This window comes from Pseudomonas sp. FYR_2, assembly GCF_043106425.1.
Taxonomy (GTDB): Bacteria; Pseudomonadota; Gammaproteobacteria; order Pseudomonadales; family Pseudomonadaceae; genus Aquipseudomonas; species Aquipseudomonas monteilii.
This window is the reverse complement of sequence record NZ_JBICMM010000054.1, coordinates 1-21,460: the sequence shown is the minus strand read 5'-3', so window position 1 is coordinate 21,460 and position 21,460 is coordinate 1. Positions and strand designations below refer to the sequence as shown.

Sequence of the window (21,460 nt, the reverse complement as noted above, 5' to 3'; positions counted from 1 at the left end):
CGTCTTCAAGAAATTCAGCGAGATACCCCCAATTCGGGGGACTGCTGCCGGGTGATCCTCCCCAATCTGTTTCGGTTGCTACCGTAACTAACTGAAAAGAATATAAATATTCTTCTGGCACACACCTTGCTCCACACCTGCGCAGAGTCCCCGTGCCCCGGAGGTGCAGCATGTCTACGCCACGCAAAGGCCCCCTTCTGTCATCACTCGTTCTGGCCCTGCTCGGCTGGGAAACGACCAGCGAGGCGGCCGTGCAGTGCCAGCGCACCTTGGTCGCCAACGTGGTGGCGCTGGACCAGCCCCTGATGTTCAACCGCCTTGGCGCACAAAACGCCAACGGCATGATGTTCGCCCTTCGTGAAGATGTGGTGGACGACAAGCAGGTCCCCCTCAGCAAGGGCGGGGCCGCTGTCCCGGGCAAGGTCACCTTGCGCCCGGACAAGCGCCCACGGCCGATCGTGCTGCGGGTGGCCGCCGGTGACTGCCTCACGGTCAACCTGACCAACCTGCTGGCGTACCAGGCCAACCCCAACAAGCACGGTATCGACCCCGAAGAAAACGAGGTCGAAGGCGAGGAGGAAGGCCCGGAAACCGAGGTCGAAAACGAAGGTGGTGAACATTTCGTTGCCGACGAGCAGGTCAATGACCGGCATGTCGGCTTCCAGGTAAACGGCATGCAGGCGGTCAACAGCATTGGCGACATCGCCGCCAACACTGGCCGCAATGGCAACTTCTTGGTGTCGCCCGGCAACACCCGCAGCTACACCCTGTACGCCGAGCGTGAAGGGGCCTTTGCGGCCACCAGCCAGGGCGCGACCTTTGGCGGCCAGGGCGGGGCGGGTAACGTTGCCAACGGCCTGTTTGGCCAGGTGGTGGTTGTACCCAAAGGTGGGCGAACCTACCGCAATACCCTGACCGAAGAAGAAATGCGCCTGGCCACCACCGGCCGCACCGCCACCGGCCAGCCGGTGATCGATTACCAGGCCCGCTACCCGCAGGCCGAACCGTGGCTCACTGAGGGCAAGGCCGGCAAGCCGATCATTGCCATGGTCGACGGCAATGAAATCCTCAACAGCGAAACCGACGCCATCGTCATGGGGCCGAACCCCGATGGCAGCTTCCCGCGTTCGACCTACCCGCTGGAGAGCGTCAACAAGCGCAACCCGGCACTGCCCAACCGGCTGGAAGCGTTCCGCGACTTCGCCTCGCAGTTTGCCGATGAGGTCGCCGCCACCCAAGCCTTCCCGGGCTACTGGGCGGACCCGGTGATGGGCCATGTGCTGGAGCCGACCCGCGATTCGTTCATGATCAACTACGGTTCTGGCGGCATGGGCGCTGAAGTGGTCGCCAACCGCCTGGGCGTGGGGCCGATGCACGACTGCCTGTCGTGCGCGTACGAGGAGTTCTTCCTCAGTGCCCACACCGTAGGCGATATCGGCACCCTCGTGGACGTGCCAGCCAACGTCGGCCTGGAAAACATTCGCCCAGGCGAAACGCCGCCGGCCAGCGCCGTCGGCGTCAAGGCCAACATGGCCCTGTACCCGGCAGAACCCGCCAACGTGCACCACAGCTACATTGGCGACTTCACCAAGTTCCGCAACACCCACAATGGCCACGAACAGCACATTTTCCACCTGCATGGCCACCAGTGGCTGTTCAACCCCAACGACGACAACTCCGACTACATCGACGCCCAAGGCATCGGCCCGGGCATTGGTTACACCTACGAAATCGCCAACGGCGGTTCGGGTAACCGCAACCGGGTGGCGGGCGACGCGATTTACCACTGCCACTTCTACCCGCACTTCGCCCAGGGCATGTGGGCCATGTGGCGGGTACATGACGTGTTCGAGGAAGGCACCCGGCTGGAGGTGAGCGGGCAGGGCGAAAATGGCTTCCACAGCACGCCGTTCGCCCTGCGCAGCGGCAAGCCGGCCGTTGGCGCCCGGGCGTTGCCTGATGGCGAGATCGTCGCCGGTACGCCGATTCCGGCTATCGTGCCGCTGCCCGGCAAGGCCATGGCGCCGATGCCGGGCAAAGTGGTGGTGGTGCCCAAACTGTCTGAAGAACTGGTCGCTGCCAATGACGATGACGAAGAAGAAGAAGGCGACGACGATCACGCCAATGAAACGCCAGCGCGCAAGGCAGTCGGTTCGCTGGCACTGGTCGACCGCACCGATGCCAACCGCAACGCCGATGGCACGCTGAAAAACCCAGGCTACCCGTTCTGGATCGGCGGCATGGAAAGCAGCGTGGGCAACCGCCCGCCAACCCCGCCACTGGACATGCTCGACCCGGCCCTGGCCCGGCAGCTGAAAGACAGCGGCAAAGCCCTGTGGGCAAACCTGGACCCCAACCAGGTCGATGGCTGGGATGGCGGCCTGGGCCGGCACGCGCTGGACGGCGTGTCTGCAGGCGGTGAAGCAGTCACCACCACTACCAAGCTGGACTTCTCCAAGGTGGTGCACAAGGCCAAGCCCATCTACCTGCCGGAAGAAGGCACCGATGTCGAACAGGCCGCCATGCAGTTCCACGCCAAGGCCGAGCACCCAAGCTTTGCCCTGGTGCCCGGCAGCCAACCCGTTGCCAAGGCGTTCCGCACCAACGGTGCCTTGCCCACGGCCGGCGCCCCGTTCTACGAACCTTGCATGGACGACCGCGGCAAGCGTCTGACGCAAACCTCGGGGGTAGGCGAGTTTGTCAGCGGCGAGAGCCTCACCGGCATGAACTTCCGGGGTTCGTCCACCTTCACCGCCGACCGCCCGCGCATCTACAAGGGCGCCAACATCCAGTTCGACGCGGTGTACAACAAGGTCGGCTATCACTTCCCGCAGGCGCGCATCCTGGCGCTGTGGGAAGACGCCTGGCCAGTCATCACCAAGCAGCGCCCGCCAGAACCGCTGGTGATGCGCATGAACACCTTCGACTGCACCATGTACACCCACACCAACCTGATCCCGTCGTTCTATGAAATGGACGACTACCAGGTACGCACCCCTACCGACGTGATCGGCCAGCACATCCACCTGCCCAAGTGGGACCTGACCGCCGCCGACGGCTCGGCCAACGGCTGGAACTACGAAGACGGCGTTCTCTCGCCCGGTAGCGTGGTGGAGCGTGTGCACGCCATACGGGCCTACAACGGCTGCACCGAGGGCGACAGCCGCGACGGCACCGCCGCCTGCCCGCAAGCCAAGCAGCACCCGTTCTTCGGCCGCTTCGGCCGGGCCGACTGGCTGGGCGCGCGCACAGCCATGCAGCGCTGGTTCGCAGACCCGTTGGTGAACGTGAACAACGTCGACCGTGGCCTGGGCACCATCTTTACCCACGACCACCTCGGCCCATCGACCCACCAGCAACTGGGGCTGTATGCCACCGTGCTGGCCGAGCCGGCCGGCTCTACCTGGTACCACGCCGAAACCGGCGAACAGCTGTACAACCCGGCCACACGCCAGGACGGTGGGCCGACTTCGTGGCAAGCGGTAATCAAGACGGGCGACCACGATGGCGATGGCAAGAACGACAGCTACCGTGAGTTCTTCCTGGAGTACAGCGACTTCCAGCACGCCTATGAAGCCGGTGTGTACGTGGGCGCAGGCCCGGACGGCATCCCCAATGGCCAGTCCTACCCGGCCACGGCCGACAGCTTCCGCTATGCCATCAACCCGCCAGTCCGGCAGAAGGCATCCAACCTGCTGGAATCGGTGGTCGAATCGCGCGGTGGCCTGGCCCCTGGTTGTCCAAGCCGGCCTTGCCCGCAGGCGATTTCGGTGGATGACCCGGGCATGTTCGTCGTCAACTACCGCAACGAGCCGCTGGCTCTGCGCGTGTTCGACCCGAACAAGGTCGGCCCCGACGGCAAACGCGGCATGCAGGCGGACGGCCTGGCCGGCGACCTGAGCTATGCCTTGCAAAGCCGTACCGACCGTGCGATCCCGGCCATGAACATGGCGCCGTCGGCGATCACCTCGGCCGTTGGCCCAACCGGTGGGACCACGCTGTTCCCACCGCACATCAACAAGGCCGGCAGCGAACCGGGCGACCCGTTCACGCCCATGCTGCGCACCTACTCTGGCGACAACGTGCGCCTGCGCCTGCACGCCGGTGGCCATGAAGAGGAGCACAACGTCACCCTGCACGGTGTGAAGTGGCTGCAGAATGGCTCGGGCTTCGGTAACAGCTCCAACTCGGGCTGGAAGGCCTCGCAGATGATCGGTATCTCCGAACAGATGGGCTTCATGGCACCGGTGTCGATGATTTCCAGCTCCGCCGCTACCAATGGTGATTACCTGTACTCCATGGACGCGGCGCTGGAAGGCTACTGGAACGGTATCTGGGGGGTGATGCGCAACTACACCGCCCAACGCGCCGACCTGTTCCCGTTGCCGAACAACACCCAGCCGGTGGCCATGCGCAATACCGTGAACTTTGACGGCATCTGCCCGAAAACCACGGCCAACCCCAACGGCATCGGTACCCGCACCACGGTCAAACGCAGCTACGAGATTGTCGCGGCGCTGGCCAACGACATCCTTGAGAACCGCAACGGCGTCAGCATTAACGACCCGGCCGGTGCGGGCCAGCATGTCGGCGGGCCATTGAAGGCCAATGGCGGCACGCTGGTGTTCAACAGCCGCAAAACCAGCATCCCGCAGGTCACGGTGGTGGATGAAGAGGACGGCACCACCTTCACCGTCGGCGGCCACAGCGCCCCGCTGCATGACCCGACCGCCGTGCTGTACGTGCGCAAGGCCGACCTGGACACCACTACCGGCAAGCTCAAGGCTGGCGTACCGGTGGAGCCGCTGGTGCTGCGCGCCAACGCGGGCGACTGCATCAGCATCACCCTGGAAAACCGCCTGCCCCTGGTGATGCCAGACCTGCCAAGCACGGCCGTGATGCAGAACGTGGTCAAGCGTGACCGCTTCGACAGCGAAGGGTCCACCGCCTTCAACAACAACCTGATGCGGCCGTCCAGCCATGTGGGCCTGCACGCCCAGTTGCTGGCCTACGACATCACCAAGTCCGACGGTGCCAACGTGGGTGCCAACCCGGTGCAGACCGTACCACCCCGGGCGGGCAACAGCGGAGCCTACCCAAGCCGGGTGTACCAATACTACGCCGGCCACCTGGAGCGCGAAGGCAAACCGGTGCTGCAACTGGGCCGCACGGTGGACAACATCAACACCACGGCAATCGAGTTCGGTGGTCTGAACCTGACGCCGTCGGACTTCATCAAGCAGCCGCAGAAAGGCCTGGTGGGTGGCATGAGCATTCTGCCGCAAACCGCAACCTGGACCGAGGACACCGCCAGCCGGGCCCAGGCAACCGTCAAGGTTACCGGTCAGCCTGACTACCGCGACCTGGTCACGGTGTGGCAGCGCTCGATGAACATGCGCTGGGCTGACGGCCGCCCGGTCGAAGGCATCGCCACCGAAGGCAACGGCGTGCCGGGCGACCCGAAAGACAACGGCAACATGGCCATGAACTACAAGACCGAACCGCTGTGGCTGCGCTTTGGCCTGGCGCCGGATGCACCGTTCGGCCATGCCGACGGCTTCGGCTTGGCCGATGTGCCCAACGCGCACATGGCCTACAGCAACGCCCTGGTTGGCGGTGACCCGCAAACCCCGGTGATGTATGCCAAGCCCGGCCAGCCTGTGCGCAGCCATGTGCTGATGCCCAGTGGTGGCAGCCGCGGTATTACCTACCAGCTCGATGGGCACCTGTGGCCGTTGCACAACTACCAGGCCGAGAAGAGCGACGCGGATGGCTACCCGATGAGCCTGCCCGGCATCGGCTCGGTGCGCTTCGGCTACAACCCGATGGCCATGTACATCGGCGCCCAGGAAAGCGTACTGCCAGCGGCACACTTCAGCTTCATGCTGCCCAGTGCCGGCGGTGCCAACGCGGTGGCGGGTGACTACCTGTTCCGCGACTACGCCGCCTACGGCAACCTTTCGGGGTTGTGGGGAATTTTGCGGGTGACCAACGAAGCGCCGCCGGCAACGGCCCCGGCGCAGTGACGGAAGGGGAGCGCGAGCATGAACAAGAAGACTCGCCCTGCTTACTTGGGGGTAGTACTGGGCGTGGCACTGATCGGCCTGGGCGTGGCGTATGAAAAGCTCTGGTGCGATCCCCGCGAGCTGTTGCAGGAAACGGCCGAACCGCAGGCCCCGCACCGGCTCATCCGGGATGGCGTAACCGTGGAGTTCGAGGCCCGGCCGCTGGCCGGGGGCGAGCTGAAAGAAGGCGGCTTCGCCAACATCCGCTTCAAACTCAGCGACCAGACCAGTGGCCAGCCGCTATCGGGTATGGCGCCGGGGGCGTGGATCGACCCGGCGCAGTCGGCCCCGGTGGGCGACCGTGACCAGAGCTGCAAGGCGCGGGTTGCGCTGTTTCTCAAGAGCAGCATCGGTGCCCGACCGCTGCTCGACCTGAACAGCTACTTCCTGTTGATGCTGAACAACGACGCCAGCCTGACGGTGATCGACCCCACCGTCTCGGTGGGCGGCGTGACCAGCACCATGGCGCGCATCGACCTGCCCGGGCGGCCCATGGACTGGGCGGCCACCAGCGACGATAAGCAGGTATTCGTGTCGATCCCCGAGCGTGGCAAGGTGGCGGTGATCGATACCGAAACCTTCACCCGCGTGGCCGACCTGGACGCTGGCGACCAGCCGTTGCGTGTGGCCCTGCAACCTGATCAGCACCGGCTGTGGGTGGGCAACAACAGCCGTGACCCGGCCAAGGGTGGGGTCACGGTGATCGACGTGCCGGGGCGCACGACCCTGAAAAGCTTCAACACCGGCACCGGGCACCACGAAATCGCGTTCAGCGCCGACTCGCGCTTTGCCTACGTCAGCAACCGTGACAGCGGCACCCTGAGTGTGATCGACATCCCGGAAATGCGCCTGACCAAAACCATCAAGGTGGGCCCGCACCCGCTGTCGGTCAGCTATTCGGCGCTGTCCCAGGCGGTGTACGTGGTCGATGGCGAGGAAGGCAGCGTGCGAGTGTTCGATGCCCGCAGCCACCAGCTGCGCCATACGGTCAAGGCCGAGCAGGGCCTGGGGCCCATGCGCTTCAGCAGTGATGGCCGTTACGGCATCGTGCTCAACACCCTGGAAAACCAGGCGCTGGTGATCGACGCCAGTACCGACAAGCTGATCCACCACATCCCGGTGGCGGCCGAACCGTACCAGCTCACCTTCACCAAGGGTTATGCCTACGTGCGTGGGCTGGCTTCGCCGAAGGTGACCATGATCAACCTGTCCAGCCTCGGTGAGGGGCGCTCGCCCATTGTCCAGGGCTTCGAGGCAGGCCCGGCGGCGCCGCGCCAGGCCGGTGACCTGCCGCTGGCCCAGGGGTTGTCGGTATCGCGTGACGACAATTCGGTGTTCGTGGTCAACCCGGTGGACAACACCACCTACTTCTACGCCGAAGGCATGAACGCGCCGATGTCCGGTTACAACAACCGTGGCCACCAGGCCCGCGCCGCCCTCGTCGTCGACCGCAGCCTGCGCGAGGTGGCGCCTGGGGTATACAGCTCGACGGTGAAGCTGCCTGCCGCCGGCAAGTTCGACGTGGCCTTCCTGCTCAACCAGCCGCAAATCATCCACTGCTTCAGCACCGACGTGGCCGAAGCCCCTAATACCGGCAAGCGCAAGGGCGCGCATGCCGAGTTCATTGGCCTGGACCAGCCGTTGTCGCAGCACAGCGCCATCAACGCGCGCGTTCGCATTGTCGGCGACGACGGCCAGCCACGGCTGGGCCTGAATGACCTGAGCTTGCGCTACTTCCTGGCGCCGTCGTCGATGCCCCGCAACCTGCAACTGCGGGAGGTGGGCGAGGGCGTGTACCAGGCGGCCCTGACCCTGCCCGAGGCTGGCGCTTGGTACCTGCATGTGCAGTCGCCTTCGCTGGGGCGCAAGTTTGCCGAAGAGAACTACACCAGCCTGCGCGTCCTGCCGGCTGCAGCGACCAACGCTTCCCAGACTGACGTGAGGAATGTGCGATGAACACCCAGCCTGCTTTCACACTGTTGGCCCTGAGCCTGGCACTGGCCAGCAACCTGGCCCTGGCCCACGCCGGACACGATCACAAAGGCCACGCCGAGCCGCCTCCGGCGGCGAGCCAGGAAAAGACCAGCGTGCGCTTTGCCGACGTTTCGCTGCTGAACCAGGACGGCATGCCGGTGCGGCTGGAGAGAGACCTGGTAGGTGATCACCTGGTCGTGATGGGCTTCATCTACACCAGCTGCACCACGGTGTGCCCGGTGGTGTCGTCGATCATGGGCAAGGTCCAGCAACGACTGGGTGGCCGGGTAGGCGAGGAAATCCACCTGGTGTCGATCAGCGTGGACCCGCAGCGTGACGACGCCAAGCGCCTGCAAGACTACGCCAAGGCCTTCCAGAAGGGGCCAGGCTGGAGCTGGCTGACCGGAACCCCGTACGCCATCACCGAAACCCTCAAGGGCCTGGGCAGCTTCAGTGCCGACCTCAGTCAGCACCCGCCGCTGATTCTGGTCGGTGACGGGCGCAGCGGGCACTGGACGCGTTACTACGGTTTCACCGACCCGGCGGTACTGATCGAAGAAATCAACCGCCTCAGCGCCCGCCGTGTGCATGCCAAGAGCACGGCCATTGCCGACCATCACGAGGTGCAACCATGAGCACTGTCACTTCCCGCCGCGCTGGCATGCGCGCGTTCGACTGGCTGGTACTGGGTGGCTGCCTGTATATCCTTGCCTCGGTGGCGTTCGCCCACGAGGGCCATGCGCCGCAAGCGCCAGCGCCACAGCCGGCGCCCCAGGCGATGACCAGCGGCGGCGGCACCCGCGATGCCCAGGCCTGGTTCACCGACACCGTGCTGAAGGACCAGAACGGCCGCGAACTGCGTTTTTACAGCGATGTGCTCAAGGACAAGGTGGTGATGCTCAACGTGATCTTCACCCACTGCACCGACGCCTGCCCGCTGATCACCCGCAAACTGCGTGAAGTGCGCGAGGCCATGGGGCCGCAGCTGGCCAGCCAGGTGACCTTCGTCTCGATCAGCAGCGACCCGCTTAACGATACCCCGCAGGCGCTCAAGGCGTTTGCCGAGAAACAGGGGGTGGATGGGCCGAACTGGTTGTTCCTGACCGGGGACAAGGCCAATGTCGACCTGGTGCTCGGGCGTATCGGCCAGTTTCTGCCAAGCCCCGAGCAGCATTCGACGCAGTTGATTGCCGGTGATGTGGCGGGCAAACGCTGGAGCAAGATCCGTCCGGATGCGCCAGCCATGGCCATTGCCCAGCGCATGCAGCTGCTGACCCAGCCACTGGCAGGCCGGTGAGTATCATGAACAACTGGGCGGTTTTGCTTGTTGGCTTGGCATGCGCTACTTCGGCCTCTGCGCTGGACCTGACCGACCACGAGCTAGCCGGCAAACGCCTCTACCGCGAGGGCGTCTCCAGCAGTGACGCCCAACTGCAAGCCCTGGTTGGGGCCAGCGACATGGCGGTGCCCGCCAGTGTGCTGCCCTGCGCAAGCTGCCACGGCAACGACGGCCGTGGTCGCGCGGAAGGTGGCGTACGCCCGCCCAGCCTCGACTGGCAACGTCTGGTACTTGGCCAAGGCGCGCGCGAGGCCAACGGCCGCAGCTACCCGGCTTATACCGACAGCAGCCTGGCCCGGGCCATTCAGCATGGCGTGGACCCGGCCGGCAACCGCCTGGACCCGGCTATGCCACGCTTCGAGCTGACCTTGGCCGACCAGCGTAACCTTACCGCCTACCTCAAGCGCCTGGCCGAGGAACGCGACCCCGGTGTAGAGGAGGGCGTGCTGCGCCTGGGTACCTTGTTACCCGCGAACGGCCCGCTGGCCGAAGCGGGGCAGGTGGTACGTGCGGTGCTGGAAGACGGCGTGCTACAACTCAATCAGCAAGGTGGCATACACGGGCGGCGCCTGGAGCTGGTCGTGCTTGATCCGGGCTTCGACCCTGCCAGCGCCGAGCAAGCCTTGCAGCGGTTGCTGGAGCAGGCGCGCGTGTTCGCTTTGATCTCACCCTTGGCACCCATGCTTGACCAACGCCTGGCAACCTTGCTGGCGCCACAGAATGTGCCCCTGATCGGCAGCACGCCACGTAGCGGCGGCAGCCCACAGATCTTCGACCCGCTGCCCGGCCTGCCCGTGCAATTGCTTAGCCTGGCCGCTTATGCCCGTGCTGCGCTGGGCCTGGCCCCGGGCGAGCTACGTGTGGTGTATGCCGGCAATGAGCAGGCCGCATTGGCTGAACAGGTTCGCGAGCGCCTGCAGCAGCAAGGCTGGGCGCCCGCCATCCAGGCCTTCGATGGCCAGGCCGTGGACGGGCAGGGCATCGTCTTCCTTGGCCGAGCCCAGGCCTTTGTCGAATTGGCCGACGCGTTGCAGGCGGCAGGCCGTCAGCCCTACCTGTTCGCCGCCTCCAGCCAGGTGGCCGGTGCGGTGGCGCACTTGCCCAAGCAATGGTCGCAACGGGTGTTCCTGGCCTATCCCTATGTGCCGGAAGACTGGACCGAGCAGGGGCTGGCGACCTTGGCCGGCCTGCAGCAGCGCCAGGGCCTCGACCCGCGCCAGGCATCGTTGCAGGTTAACACCCTGTGCGCGCTACGGTTGCTGAGCGAAGCGCTGAAGCAGATAGGCCGTGACGCCAGTCGCGAGCAACTGATTGCCGCGTTGGAAGGCCTGCACGATGTGGCCACCGGCCTGACCCCGGCCTTGGGCTTTGGCCCAGGCCGCCGCCAGGGAATGGCGGGCGCCCATGTGGTGGCCGTGGCGCTACCAGGGCCGCGTTTTACCTCGGTTACCCCGTACCGGCCGGTGCCGGATACCCCTTGAGCGGAGGCTGCCATGCGTATTGTGTTGCTGTGCCTGCTGTTGGTGCTGGCCAAGGCGAGCTGGGCCGATGTGCCTGCGGCGCGGGTCAATGGTGTGGAAATCGGCGTGACGCGCCTGGAGCGTTACTTCAGCGAATACCTGAGCGCCCAGGGCCGCGCGCTGACCAGCATACGCAACCCGGGCCTGTACAAACGCCTGCGCGATCAAGCGCTGGACGAGCTGATCGACAAGGAGCTGCTGTGGCAGGAAGCCCGGCGCCAAGGCATCGCCATCAGCGACGCGCAGGTGTCGGCGCATGTGGGCGAGGTCGAAGCGGCGTTCGGCAGCCCGGCAATTTTCGAGCGGCGTCTGGCGCAGGCGGGTTTCGATAGGGCACAGTACACTGAGTACACCCGGCAAGACATGGCGGCCCAGCAGGTGTACGCCCAGCTCAGCGCAGTCGACACGCCGAGCCAGGCTGAAGTGGAGGCTTTCTATGCTGCCAATCGGGAAAGACTGCAAGGAGCGCAGAACCAAAGTGATAACCCTTCGGTCATACGTGAGCAGGGCCTGGTCTTGGCCAGGGCGGCGCTCATCGCTACACGAGAAGCGGATGCGCGCCGCTCGGTACGCCAACGTTTGCGCGACGCCGCTAACGTGGAGGTGGCAGACTGAGGCCCCTGATGGTGTTTCCCCCAAAGCTGGGGAATTAAGGTTTGGCAATGTGCCATCAGTTTCCCCGCTTGTGGGGAAGAGGCTGGGTGCGCCTGCCCGCCACGATTCGGGATTTGGCATGCGCTATAGTAGAATCAAAGACTTACAGCGGTGCAACATGACTATTCACGCCTGGCACGAAGCCTGCTCAAGCCTGTACAAGGGCGCACTTCGCAGACCGGGGAACCGGGCAGTACTTGGGAGTCGACCTTGGTGAACAGAGTATTGGTAGTCGATGACGAACAGACCCTTGCGCAAAACCTGCAAGCGTACCTGCAGGCGCAAGGCCTGGAAGTTCATGTTGCCCACGACGGTGCCAGTGGTATCGAACAGGCTGCAAGCCTGGCACCGCAAGTGATCGTGCTGGATTACCGCTTGCCCGACATGGAGGGTTTTCAGGTTCTGGAGGCCGTACGCAAGAACAGGCAGTGCCACTTCGTGCTGATCACCGCCCACCCCACTGTCGAAGTGCGTGAGCGGGCCGCCGAACTCGGTGTTAGCCATGTCCTGTTCAAGCCGTTCCCGCTGGTGGAACTGGCTCGTGCGATCTTCGACCTGATGGGCATCGAGCGCCGGCGCAGGGCCACGGACAACCCGGCGGAAGGGTTCGTCGAACGACGCCAGAACAGGAACGAATCGTTCCCCCTGCAGTTGTACGATGGAAGCTGGGTGTTGGCTGACCGCCGCCGTAATGGCGCCAAGCCCCCGAGGCCCGACGACGATCAACTGCTCACAGGGGAATAGCGGCGCCCGCACCCCTGGCCGAGCCAGCCTGCGACGCGCCCCTGAGCGGAGTCGCAGGCCATGCCAGAAGCATTCGATGCAACCCGGGATCTGCAACAGCCTGCACCGGCCTCTTCGCGGGCATGCCCGCTCCCACAGGATTCGGGTGATCTTCAGGTTTGCAGTGAACCTGTGGGAGCGGGCATGCCCGCGAAGAATCCACCACCATTCTCAGCCTACCCCCGCGACCTGCTGGCCCAGGCCCGCCTGCAAGCCATCGACGAGCGCCTGCTCAATTGCCTGGAACGCCTGGCCTGCGACAGCCCGGACACCTTCACCCGCCGCCTCGGCCTGACCCTGCACTACCCAGTGCTGGACAGCCACAGCCTGCTGGCCAGTACCCCGCGCTTCGACAAGGTGGCCCTGGCCCAGTGCCTGAAACGCGAATTCGTGCTGATCGAGCAGGGCGGCCAACTGCTGGGCGTGTTCGCCGACCCCTTCGACCCCGCCCGCCTGGCCTGGATCGACGATGTGCTGCAAGGCGCGCCACTTTACCTGGCCCACGCCGCCGAGCTGGCCACCTTCCTGGCCCGCCACGAAGAAAGCTTCCACGCCGTCGATGCCCTCGACCATGACGCCGAGGCCAGCAGCGAAGGCGACCCGCTGCAACGCCTGTCGCTGGCCAGCATCAGCGAAGACCAGAGCCGCGTGGTCAAGCTGGTCAACTCCACCCTGTACGACGCCCTCAAGCTGCACGCCAGTGACATCCACCTGGGCATGACCGGCCAGGGCCTGACCATCAAGTACCGCATCGACGGTGTGCTCAACGGTGCGGGCAAGGCCAGTGGCAGCGCGTTTGCCGACCAGGTGATCTCGCGCATCAAGGTCATGGCCGAACTGGACATCGGTGAAAAGCGCGTCCCCCAGGACGGCCGCTTCAAGGTCGCCGTGGGTGACCGGCAAATCGACTTCCGCGTATCGATCATGCCCAGCATCTTTGGCGAAGACGCCGTGCTGCGGGTGCTCGACAAGCAGGACTTGTCTGACCGGGTCAGCGGCGTGCAGTTGCAGGCCCTGGGGTTTGCCGACGAAACCCTGCGCGCCCTGCGCCGACTGGCCGCCGAACCCTACGGCATGATCCTGGTTACCGGCCCCACCGGCAGCGGCAAGACCACCACCCTGTACGCCATGATCAGCGAGATCAACCACGGCGTGGACAAGATCATCACTATCGAAGACCCGGTCGAGTACCAGCTGCCCGGCGTGCTGCAGATTCCGGTGAACGAGAAGAAGGGCCTGACCTTCGCCCGTGGCCTGCGCTCGATCCTGCGCCACGACCCGGACAAGATCCTGGTGGGTGAAATCCGTGACCCGGACACTGCCCAGATCGCCGTGCAGTCGGCACTCACCGGCCACCTGGTGTTCACCACCATCCACGCCAACAACGTGTTCGACGTGATCGGCCGCTTCAGCCAGATGCAGGTCGACCCCTACAGCTTCGTTTCCGCACTCAACGCGGTGCTGGCCCAGCGCCTGATCCGCCTGGCCTGCCCGCACTGCGCCACGCCCTGCGAACACGATGACGACACCCTGTATGGCTCGGGCCTGACCCGCGAGGGCGTGGCCGGCTGGAAGTTCGTCCGCGTGCAGGGCTGCGGCCAGTGCCGTGGCAGTGGCTACCGCGGCCGCAGCGCCATCGCCGAACTGCTGCACCTGGACGACGATCTGCGCCAGATGATCGTCGAGCGCCGCCCCCTGTCGCAAATCAAGACACTCGCCTGCCAGCGCGGCCTGCGCCTGCTGCGCGCTTCGGCCCTGGACCTGGTCCGCGATGGCCGCACCACCCTTGAGGAGATCAACCGTGTCACATTCATCTGATCGTTTCTGTGCCGTGCTCGGCGCCGAAGGTGTCGGCTTGGGTTGCTGGCACAAAGACCAACACCAGTGGCTGGGCAGCCGCGAGTTCAGTTGCGACGCCGCCCAACCAGCCTGGGAAGCTGCCGTCGACGCACTGGCCGCGCTGCTGGCCGAGCATGCTGTACGTGGCGCCCAGTTGCGGGTGCTGCTGTCGGCCCGCTACAGCCGCTTCTGCCTGGTGCCCTGGAGTGATGCCATTAGCCACCCACGCGAGCTGGACGCCTACGCCCGGGCTTGCTTCGAAAACCTCTACGGGCAGCCGCTGGACGACTGGCGCATCGTGCTGTCGCCCGAACCTGCCGGTGCCGCCCGTATCGCCACGGCGCTGCCCGAAGCCCTCCTGCAACGCTTGCAGGGGCTGGGCCGGGAAAGCCGCCTGAGCCTGCGCTCGGTGCAGCCGTACCTGATGGCCGCCTACAACCGCTGCTCGTCACAGCTGGCGCAGGGTGACTTCCTGTTCGTGCTGGCCGAGCCGCGCCGCAGCGTGCTGCTGCTGGCTGCGGGTGGCGCCTGGCAGCAAGTGCTGGCGCAAGGTTGCGCCGACAGTGACCAGGCCCTGCAAGCGCTGATAGAGCGCACCTGCGAATTGTATGGCGAGCACTTGCCCCGGGTGTACCTGCATGCCCCAGGCCGGGGCGACGTGCCGCAACTGGCGGCGGTGCAGCTGTGCCAGCCGGCCAGCGAAGCCGACCCGTTGTGCGCCATGTGGCGGGCGGTGGCCTGACATGCGCCGCCTCGAACTGGAATTCCAACCCCGGCGCAGCGGCCCGTTGGCCTGGTCGCTACTGGCCTTGGGCAGTGCCCTGGTCGCAAGCCTGGTACTGCTTCAGTACACCTTGCAAAGCGAGCAGGTGGAGCTGGAAGACAGCGTGCACAGCCTGGAGCAGCAACTGGGCCGCCGTCCGGCCACTGCCGCCCCGCAAAGCACGGCCGCCAGCCGTGAGCAGGCCGAGCGCCTGGCGCAGATGCGCAGTGTGTCGCAGCAACTGCAACGCCCATGGCAGCAGTTGTTCAGCATGCTCGAAGCCATGCCGCAGGACGACGTGGCGTTGCTTGGCCTGACCCCGGACGCACGCAAGGGCCAGGTCCGCATCGCCGCCGAGGCACGCAACCTGGAAGCGATGCTGCAGTACCACCAGCGGCTGGAAGCCAGCGACGAACTCAGCGATGTGTCGCTGCTCAACCACGAGGTGTTGGCCGCGCAGCCTGAGCACCCGGTGCGCTTCACCCTCACCGCCACCTGGGAGACCGGCCATGCGCGCCCTTGAGCTGAACAGCCTGATACTCCAGGAGCGCCTGCGCCGCGTTGGCCCGGTCGGCTTGGCGGCGGTGGCGGTAGGCCTGCTGGCCGTGGGCGTGGTGTGCGCTGGAGTGCTGCCGCAGTGGCAGAACGTGCGCGAGCTGCGTGCCACCGAGGCGGATGCCAGCGTACAGGTGGAGCGGATCAAGCGTGGCGAGCTGAAAATCGCCGTCAAACCCGAGCAGCAGGCGCTCGACAGCCTGCGCCAGCAGCTGCCGGGCCAGCCCCAGGCCAGCGAACTGATCGAGCGCCTTTACCACCTGGCCAGTGCCGAGCACATCAGCCTGGCCCGTGGCGAGTATGCCCTGGACATCGACCCCAAGACCCAGCTGGCGCGCTACCAGATCGTGCTGCCGGTGCGGGGTAGCTACCCGCAGATTCGCGGCTTCCTCAAGGGCCTGCTCAAGCAACTGCCGACCCTGGTGCTGGAAGACCTCGAGCTGCAACGCAAACGCATCGGCGACAGCGAGCTGAACGCCCGCCTGCGCATGACCCTTTACCTGTCGAGGTCGTGATGAACACACAACGTGCAGTCATCTGGGCCGGTTTCCTCGGCGTAAGTGCAGCGTTGGCCTGGGCGCCGGGGCACTGGTTTGGCCAGGACGACGGCGTCGCGGCCTTCGCGGGTAAACCTGCCCCCACAGGGCCTGTGGGCGCCGCCGAACCTGTGGGGGCGGCTTTAGCCGCGAAAGGGCCGGAACAGGCCTCCAGAGACCTGTTCCCCAAGCAGCAATGGACCAAACCCCAGGCCCTGGCCACCGTCACCGAACAACCTGTAGTCGCCGCGCCGGTCGTGGCCGCAGCCCCAGCCGCCCCTGAGCTTCCGTTCCAGTTCATCGGCCGCATGGGTACCAACGACGACCTGCAAATCTTTTTGCAGAGCGGTGAAAAACTCTACGTCGTGCGCCAGGGCGACGTGATCGAAGACACCTACCGCCTCGATCGGGTATCGGCCGAAGAGCTGAGCCTGGTCTACCTGCCTTTGCATCAGTCGCAGACTTTGTCTGTAGGGAGTGCACCATGAAGTCGTCAAAGCTGTGCAAACCTGCCCCGTTCCTGCTGGTGGCGCTGTGCGTGGCCATTGCCGGCTGCGGCTCCAGTGCGGTGCGCAAGGACAGTGACCAGTTGATGAAAGAGGGCCAGTACGAAGCCGGGATCGCACGGCTGGAAGAGGCCTTGCGCGACAACCCGCGCGATACGGAGCTGAACATCGCCTTGGCCCATAGCCGTCAGGCCGCTGTCGAGGCGCTGATCACCCAGGCCGATGCCGACCGTATCCGCCATGACTTCGCCAATGCCCGCATGGGCTACGGGCGGGTGCTGACCCTGGAGCCGAACAACCGCCGTGCCCAGGAAGGCATCCGCCAACTGGAGCTGATTCGCACCCTCGACGAGCGTGTTGCGCTGGGCCAGGCCGCGCTGCGCCAGGGCGACCTGTTCGGTGCCGAGCGCTACATGCGCGAAGTGCTGCGCCTGGACCCGCAGAACCAGAAAGGCATGGCGCTGCGCAGCGACATCGAGAACGTCCAGGCGCGCACCGCGCAGCCCTACCCACAGCTGCGCAGCAAGCTGGAGCGGCCGGTCACCCTGGAGTTTCGCGATGCCAACCTGAAGACCATCTTCGAAGTGCTGTCCCAGGTTGCCGGCATCAACTTCATCTTCGACAAGGACATGCGCCCGGACATGAAGGCCACCATCTTCGTGCGCGAGGTGCGCATCGAGGACGCCGTGGCGCTGCTGCTGGAGCAGAACCAGCTGCGCCAGAAGATCGTCAACGAAAACACCGTGATGGTGTACCCCGACTCGCCGCAGAAGACCAAGGACTACCAGGAACTGGTCATGCGCACCTTCTACCTCACCAGCATCGATGCCAACACCGCGCTGAACATGGTCAAGACCATGCTCAAGACCCGCGACGTGTTCGTTGACGAGCGCCTCAACACTCTGACCATGCGCGACACCCCGGACGCCGTGCGCATGGCCGAGAAGTTGCTGCAGTCGCAGGACCAATCCAACCCCGAGGTGGTGCTGGAAGTGGAGGTGATGGAAGTGGCCACTTCGCGCATCCTCGACCTTGGCCTGCAATGGCCCAACACTTTCGGCGTGTTGAGCAACGACGGCAAGCCGGTGAGCGTGCTCGACCAGTTGCGTGGCATCGATTCCAGCCGCATCAGCATTGCGCCAGCACCGCAGGCCAAGATCAACGCCCAGGACAAGGACATCAACACCCTGGCCAGCCCGGTGATCCGCGTCAGCAACCGCGAGCAGGCACGTATTCACATCGGCCAGCGGGTACCGATCATCAGCGCCACTTCGGTGCCGTCCACTCAGGGCCCGGTGATCACCGAAAGCGTCACCTACCTGGACGTCGGTTTGAAGCTTGAAGTGCAGCCTACCGTGCACCTGAACAACGAGGTGGCGATCAAGGTGGCGCTGGAAGTGAGTAACGCCACCCCGCTGGAGGCCACCCGCCAGGGCACCATTCCGGTCCAGGTCGACACCCGCAACGCCCAGACCAGCCTGCGCCTGCACGATGGCGAAACCCAGGTGCTAGCCGGGCTTGTGCGCAACGACCACAACGCCAGCGGCAACAAGATTCCGGGGCTCGGCGATATTCCTGGCCTGGGCCGGCTGTTCGGCAGCAACAAGGACGACATGAGCAAAAGCGAGCTGGTGCTGGCGATTACCCCGCGCATCGTGCGCAACCTGCCGTACCAGAGTCCGTCGGACATGGAGTTTTCCACCGGTACCGAGTCGGCCATGCAGGTACGCCAGATGGCACCGCTGCCACCCATGGACGTACCCGGCAATGCGCCGACCACCGACGCGCCGGTGATGGACAGCCAGATGGCAGTCGCCCCGGTCAACGGGAGCCCTCGGCCATGAAAGCGCCGCGCCGCATGCAGGGCTTCAGCCTGATCGAGGTGGTGCTGACCCTGGCACTGCTCGGGCTGCTGGCCAGCATGGCCGCGCCGCTGACCGAAACCGTGGTGCGCCGCGGCAAGGAGCAGCAACTGCGTGACGCGCTGTACCAGATTCGCGACGCCATCGACGCCTACAAGCGGGCTTTCGATGCCGGCTACATCGAGAAGCGCCTGGACGCCAGCGGTTACCCGCCAAACCTCCAGGTGCTGGTGGAGGGCGTGCGCGACGTGCGCAGTGCCAAGGGTGCAAAGTTCTACTTCCTGCGGCGCATCCCGCACGACCCGCTGGTGGCGGCCAAGGACAGGGACGAAGGCGCTTGGGGACTGCGCGCATACGACAGCAGCCCCGACAACCCGCGCGAAGGCGAAGACGTGTTCGACGTGTACTCCAAGGCCCGCGGCAAAGGCCTCAACAACATCCCTTACGAGCAATGGTGACAGCCATGAAACGCAGCAAAGGCTTCACCCTGATCGAGCTGCTGGTGGTGATGGCGATCATCGCCACGCTGCTGACCATCGCCATGCCGCGCTACTTCAACAGCCTGGAAAGCTCCCGCGAGGCCACCCTGCGCCAGAGCCTGGCGGTGCTGCGCGAGGCACTGGACCACTACTACGGCGACACCGGCCATTACCCGGATTCGCTGGAGCAGTTGGTAGAGCAGCGCTACCTGCGCAACACCCCAGTCGACCCGATCACCGAACGCAGCGATGCCTGGCAGCTGGTGCCACCCCCTGAAGGCGTGGCTGGCGGCGTGGCCGATATCAAGAGCGGTGCCACAGGGAGGGCGCGTGATGGCAGCCTCTTCGCTGAATGGTAAGGCCAACGGTGGCTTCACCTACCTGGGCGTGCTCTTGCTGATTGCAGTCAGCAGCGTGGCCTTGGCCGCCACCGGCACGCTCTGGGCCAGCGCCGCCCAGCGGGACCGAGAACGCCAACTGCTGTGGGTGGGCAGCCAGTACGCCCAGGCCCTGCGCAGCTACTACCGCGCCTCGCCGGGCCTGGCCCAGTACCCGCAAGACCTGGCCGACCTGCTGCAGGACAACCGCTTTCCGCAGGCCAAGCGGCACATTCGCAGGCTCTACCCCGACCCCATTACCAACAGCGACGAGTGGGGCCTTCTGCGCTCGATCGACGGCCGCATCACGGGGGTGCACACCCGCTCGGACGCCACCCCGTTCAAGCGCAGTGGCTTCAGCGCCGAGTGGACCGGTTTCGAAGGGCTGGAACACTACAGCGACTGGCAGTTCGTCGCCGAGCAGGCCTTCAGCGAAAGTGCCGATGGCGTACAAACCCACAGCGGCCCGGGAGACACGCCATGAATACCCTGGCCGCACTCTGCCTGAGCATGCTGCTGGCGTTGGCCACGTCGGCCAAGGCCTCAAGCGAGGACGAGATGCAGGGCTTCATCGTCGACAACACCATCTCGCACATCGGCCACGACTTTTACTACTACTTCGCCGACCGCCTGCGGGCCACCAGCCGCCTGGACTTCAACCTGGTGGTACGCGAACGCCCGGACGCGCGCTGGGGCAGCCTGGTCACCGTGGAGTTCGAACGTGAGGTCATGTACCGCCGCTTCCTGCCCCCGAACACCACCGAGCTCAAAGACGAGGCCGTTGCAGCCGCCGACCTGGTCAAGCAGCAGATCATTCAACGCAAGCTGCAACGCCTGCTACAGGACACCACCGACTTGGAGAGGGACGAGCTATGAACCACCGCATTCCACGTTGCATTGCCGCCTGTCTGCTGGCCAGCGCCTGTGCTGTCCAGGCCACCGAGCTGGTGTACACCCCGGTCAACCCGGCTTTTGGCGGCAACCCGCTCAACGGCACTTGGCTGTTGAACAACGCCCAGGCGCAGAACGACTACGACGACCCCGACCTCAAGGACCGTGCCTCGGCCTTTACCGGCACCACGGCCCTGGAGCGCTTCAGCAACCAGCTGGAGTCGCGGATGTTGTCGCAGTTGCTGGACAACATCAGTAACGGCAGCACCGGCAGCATGGCGACCGATGCGTTTCTCATCGACGTCATCGACGATTCCGGGGCCTTGAGCATCAAGGTCACCGATCGCGCCACAGGAGAAATTTCGATCATTGAGGTCAGCGGCCTGAACCCCTGAGAGGGAAGGGCTTTTCTGTTGGGGAGAGAACACCATGAAACGTCTGCTGAGCACGCTGCTGATCCTCACCGCCCTGGGCCTGCAAAGTGGTTGCAGCCTGCGCGAACCCATGTCGGCCGAACAGGACTCGGAAACCCCGACCCTGACCCCACGCGCCTCGACCTACTACGACCTGATCAACATGCCACGGCCCAAAGGCCGGTTGATGGCCGTGGTGTACGGCTTCCGCGACCAGACCGGCCAGTACAAACCCACCCCGGCCAGCTCGTTCTCCACCAGTGTCACCCAGGGCGCAGCCAGCATGCTGATGGACGCCTTGAGCGCCAGCGGCTGGTTCGTGGTGCTGGAGCGTGAGGGCCTGCAGAACCTGCTGACCGAGCGCAAGATCATCCGTGCTTCGCAGAAAAAACCGGATGTACCGGAAAACATCATGGGCGAGCTGCCACCGCTGCAGGCCGCCAACCTGATGCTGGAGGGCGGCATCATTGCCTACGACACCAACGTGCGCAGCGGCGGGGAGGGCGCCCGCTACCTGGGGATAGACATCTCACGCGAGTACCGGGTGGACCAGGTGACCGTGAACCTGCGAGCGGTAGACGTGCGCACCGGGCAGGTGCTGGCCAACGTGATGACCAGCAAGACCATCTACTCGGTCGGGCGCAGTGCCGGGGTGTTCAAGTTCATCGAGTTCAAGAAACTGCTGGAAGCCGAGGTGGGCTACACCACCAACGAACCGGCGCAGCTGTGCGTGCTGTCGGCAATTGAAGCGGCGGTGGGGCATTTGCTGGCGCAGGGGATTGAACGGCGGTTGTGGCAGGTGGCGGGGGATCCAGCGGATGGCAAGCCTACGGTGGACAAGTATTTGAGTCAGAATCAGCAGCATCAGCAGCCATGATTGATCTTGAGGGCCTCTTCGCGGGCA

19 protein-coding genes are annotated in these 21,460 nt (G+C 65.1%); all 19 read left to right on the top strand.

The window, feature by feature from the left end:
* Positions 1-170: 170 nt before the first annotated feature.
* The 19 genes from mnxG (at position 171) to ACF8R4_RS23040 (ending at position 21,433) form a co-directional block, all read left to right on the top strand.
* A complete protein-coding gene (mnxG, locus tag ACF8R4_RS23130) occupies positions 171-6,026 on the top strand; it encodes a manganese-oxidizing multicopper oxidase MnxG (RefSeq protein ID WP_392493547.1) in 5,856 nt (1,951 codons plus the stop codon).
* Positions 6,027-6,044: 18 nt separating this feature from the next.
* Positions 6,045-8,021: a cytochrome D1 domain-containing protein gene (locus ACF8R4_RS23125; protein WP_104834642.1), complete on the top strand. Its 1,977-nt coding sequence runs from the start codon at positions 6,045-6,047 to the stop codon at positions 8,019-8,021.
* Positions 8,018-8,674, top strand: a complete 657-nt coding sequence (locus ACF8R4_RS23120; protein ID WP_060496929.1) for an SCO family protein — start codon at positions 8,018-8,020, stop codon at positions 8,672-8,674. The genes ACF8R4_RS23125 and ACF8R4_RS23120 overlap by 4 nt, the downstream gene beginning before the upstream one ends.
* The gene (locus tag ACF8R4_RS23115; protein ID WP_060496928.1) at positions 8,671-9,336 is read left to right on the top strand and encodes an SCO family protein; all 666 of its coding nucleotides are present in this window, start codon (positions 8,671-8,673) and stop codon (positions 9,334-9,336) included. Before ACF8R4_RS23120 ends, ACF8R4_RS23115 begins: the two co-directional genes overlap by 4 nt.
* Before the next feature lie 5 nt (positions 9,337-9,341).
* Positions 9,342-10,859, top strand: coding sequence for an ABC transporter substrate-binding protein (locus tag ACF8R4_RS23110; protein WP_392493545.1), 1,518 nt, complete (start codon positions 9,342-9,344; stop codon positions 10,857-10,859).
* A 12-nt stretch (positions 10,860-10,871) separates the two neighbouring features.
* A complete protein-coding gene (locus tag ACF8R4_RS23105) occupies positions 10,872-11,513 on the top strand; it encodes a SurA N-terminal domain-containing protein (protein ID WP_060496927.1) in 642 nt (213 codons plus the stop codon).
* 249 nt (positions 11,514-11,762) lie between these two features.
* The gene (locus ACF8R4_RS23100; protein ID WP_060497129.1) at positions 11,763-12,296 is read left to right on the top strand and encodes a response regulator; all 534 of its coding nucleotides are present in this window, start codon (positions 11,763-11,765) and stop codon (positions 12,294-12,296) included.
* Between the two features lie 183 nt (positions 12,297-12,479).
* A complete protein-coding gene (locus ACF8R4_RS23095; protein ID WP_060496926.1) occupies positions 12,480-14,153 on the top strand; it encodes a GspE/PulE family protein in 1,674 nt (557 codons plus the stop codon).
* Positions 14,137-14,916 (top strand): hypothetical protein, encoded by a 780-nt coding sequence (locus tag ACF8R4_RS23090; RefSeq protein ID WP_060496925.1) that lies wholly within the window; start codon positions 14,137-14,139, stop codon positions 14,914-14,916. Before ACF8R4_RS23095 ends, ACF8R4_RS23090 begins: the two co-directional genes overlap by 17 nt.
* Before the next feature lies 1 nt (position 14,917).
* Positions 14,918-15,460 (top strand): hypothetical protein, encoded by a 543-nt coding sequence (locus tag ACF8R4_RS23085; RefSeq protein ID WP_060496924.1) that lies wholly within the window; start codon positions 14,918-14,920, stop codon positions 15,458-15,460.
* Positions 15,447-16,007: a type 4a pilus biogenesis protein PilO gene (gene pilO / locus ACF8R4_RS23080; protein ID WP_392493542.1), complete on the top strand. Its 561-nt coding sequence runs from the start codon at positions 15,447-15,449 to the stop codon at positions 16,005-16,007. The genes ACF8R4_RS23085 and pilO overlap by 14 nt, the downstream gene beginning before the upstream one ends.
* Positions 16,007-16,516, top strand: coding sequence for a hypothetical protein (locus ACF8R4_RS23075; protein ID WP_060496922.1), 510 nt, complete (start codon positions 16,007-16,009; stop codon positions 16,514-16,516). Before pilO ends, ACF8R4_RS23075 begins: the two co-directional genes overlap by 1 nt.
* Positions 16,513-18,378, top strand: coding sequence for a secretin N-terminal domain-containing protein (locus tag ACF8R4_RS23070; protein WP_060496921.1), 1,866 nt, complete (start codon positions 16,513-16,515; stop codon positions 18,376-18,378). The genes ACF8R4_RS23075 and ACF8R4_RS23070 overlap by 4 nt, the downstream gene beginning before the upstream one ends.
* Positions 18,375-18,854: a type II secretion system protein gene (locus ACF8R4_RS23065; RefSeq protein ID WP_060496920.1), complete on the top strand. Its 480-nt coding sequence runs from the start codon at positions 18,375-18,377 to the stop codon at positions 18,852-18,854. Before ACF8R4_RS23070 ends, ACF8R4_RS23065 begins: the two co-directional genes overlap by 4 nt.
* A gap of 5 nt (positions 18,855-18,859) precedes the next feature.
* Entirely contained in the window at positions 18,860-19,234 is a 375-nt protein-coding gene (locus ACF8R4_RS23060; RefSeq protein ID WP_016713967.1) for a type II secretion system protein, read from the top strand.
* The gene (locus tag ACF8R4_RS23055; RefSeq protein ID WP_060496919.1) at positions 19,209-19,736 is read left to right on the top strand and encodes a type II secretion system protein; all 528 of its coding nucleotides are present in this window, start codon (positions 19,209-19,211) and stop codon (positions 19,734-19,736) included. The genes ACF8R4_RS23060 and ACF8R4_RS23055 overlap by 26 nt, the downstream gene beginning before the upstream one ends.
* Positions 19,733-20,128, top strand: a complete 396-nt coding sequence (gene csgE / locus ACF8R4_RS23050; RefSeq protein WP_060496918.1) for a curli production assembly/transport protein CsgE — start codon at positions 19,733-19,735, stop codon at positions 20,126-20,128. Before ACF8R4_RS23055 ends, csgE begins: the two co-directional genes overlap by 4 nt.
* Entirely contained in the window at positions 20,125-20,538 is a 414-nt protein-coding gene (locus tag ACF8R4_RS23045) for a curli assembly protein CsgF (RefSeq protein WP_060496917.1), read from the top strand. Before csgE ends, ACF8R4_RS23045 begins: the two co-directional genes overlap by 4 nt.
* A 34-nt stretch (positions 20,539-20,572) precedes the next feature.
* The gene (locus tag ACF8R4_RS23040) at positions 20,573-21,433 is read left to right on the top strand and encodes a CsgG/HfaB family protein (RefSeq protein ID WP_060496916.1); all 861 of its coding nucleotides are present in this window, start codon (positions 20,573-20,575) and stop codon (positions 21,431-21,433) included.
* The last annotated feature ends 27 nt before the right edge of the window (positions 21,434-21,460 follow it).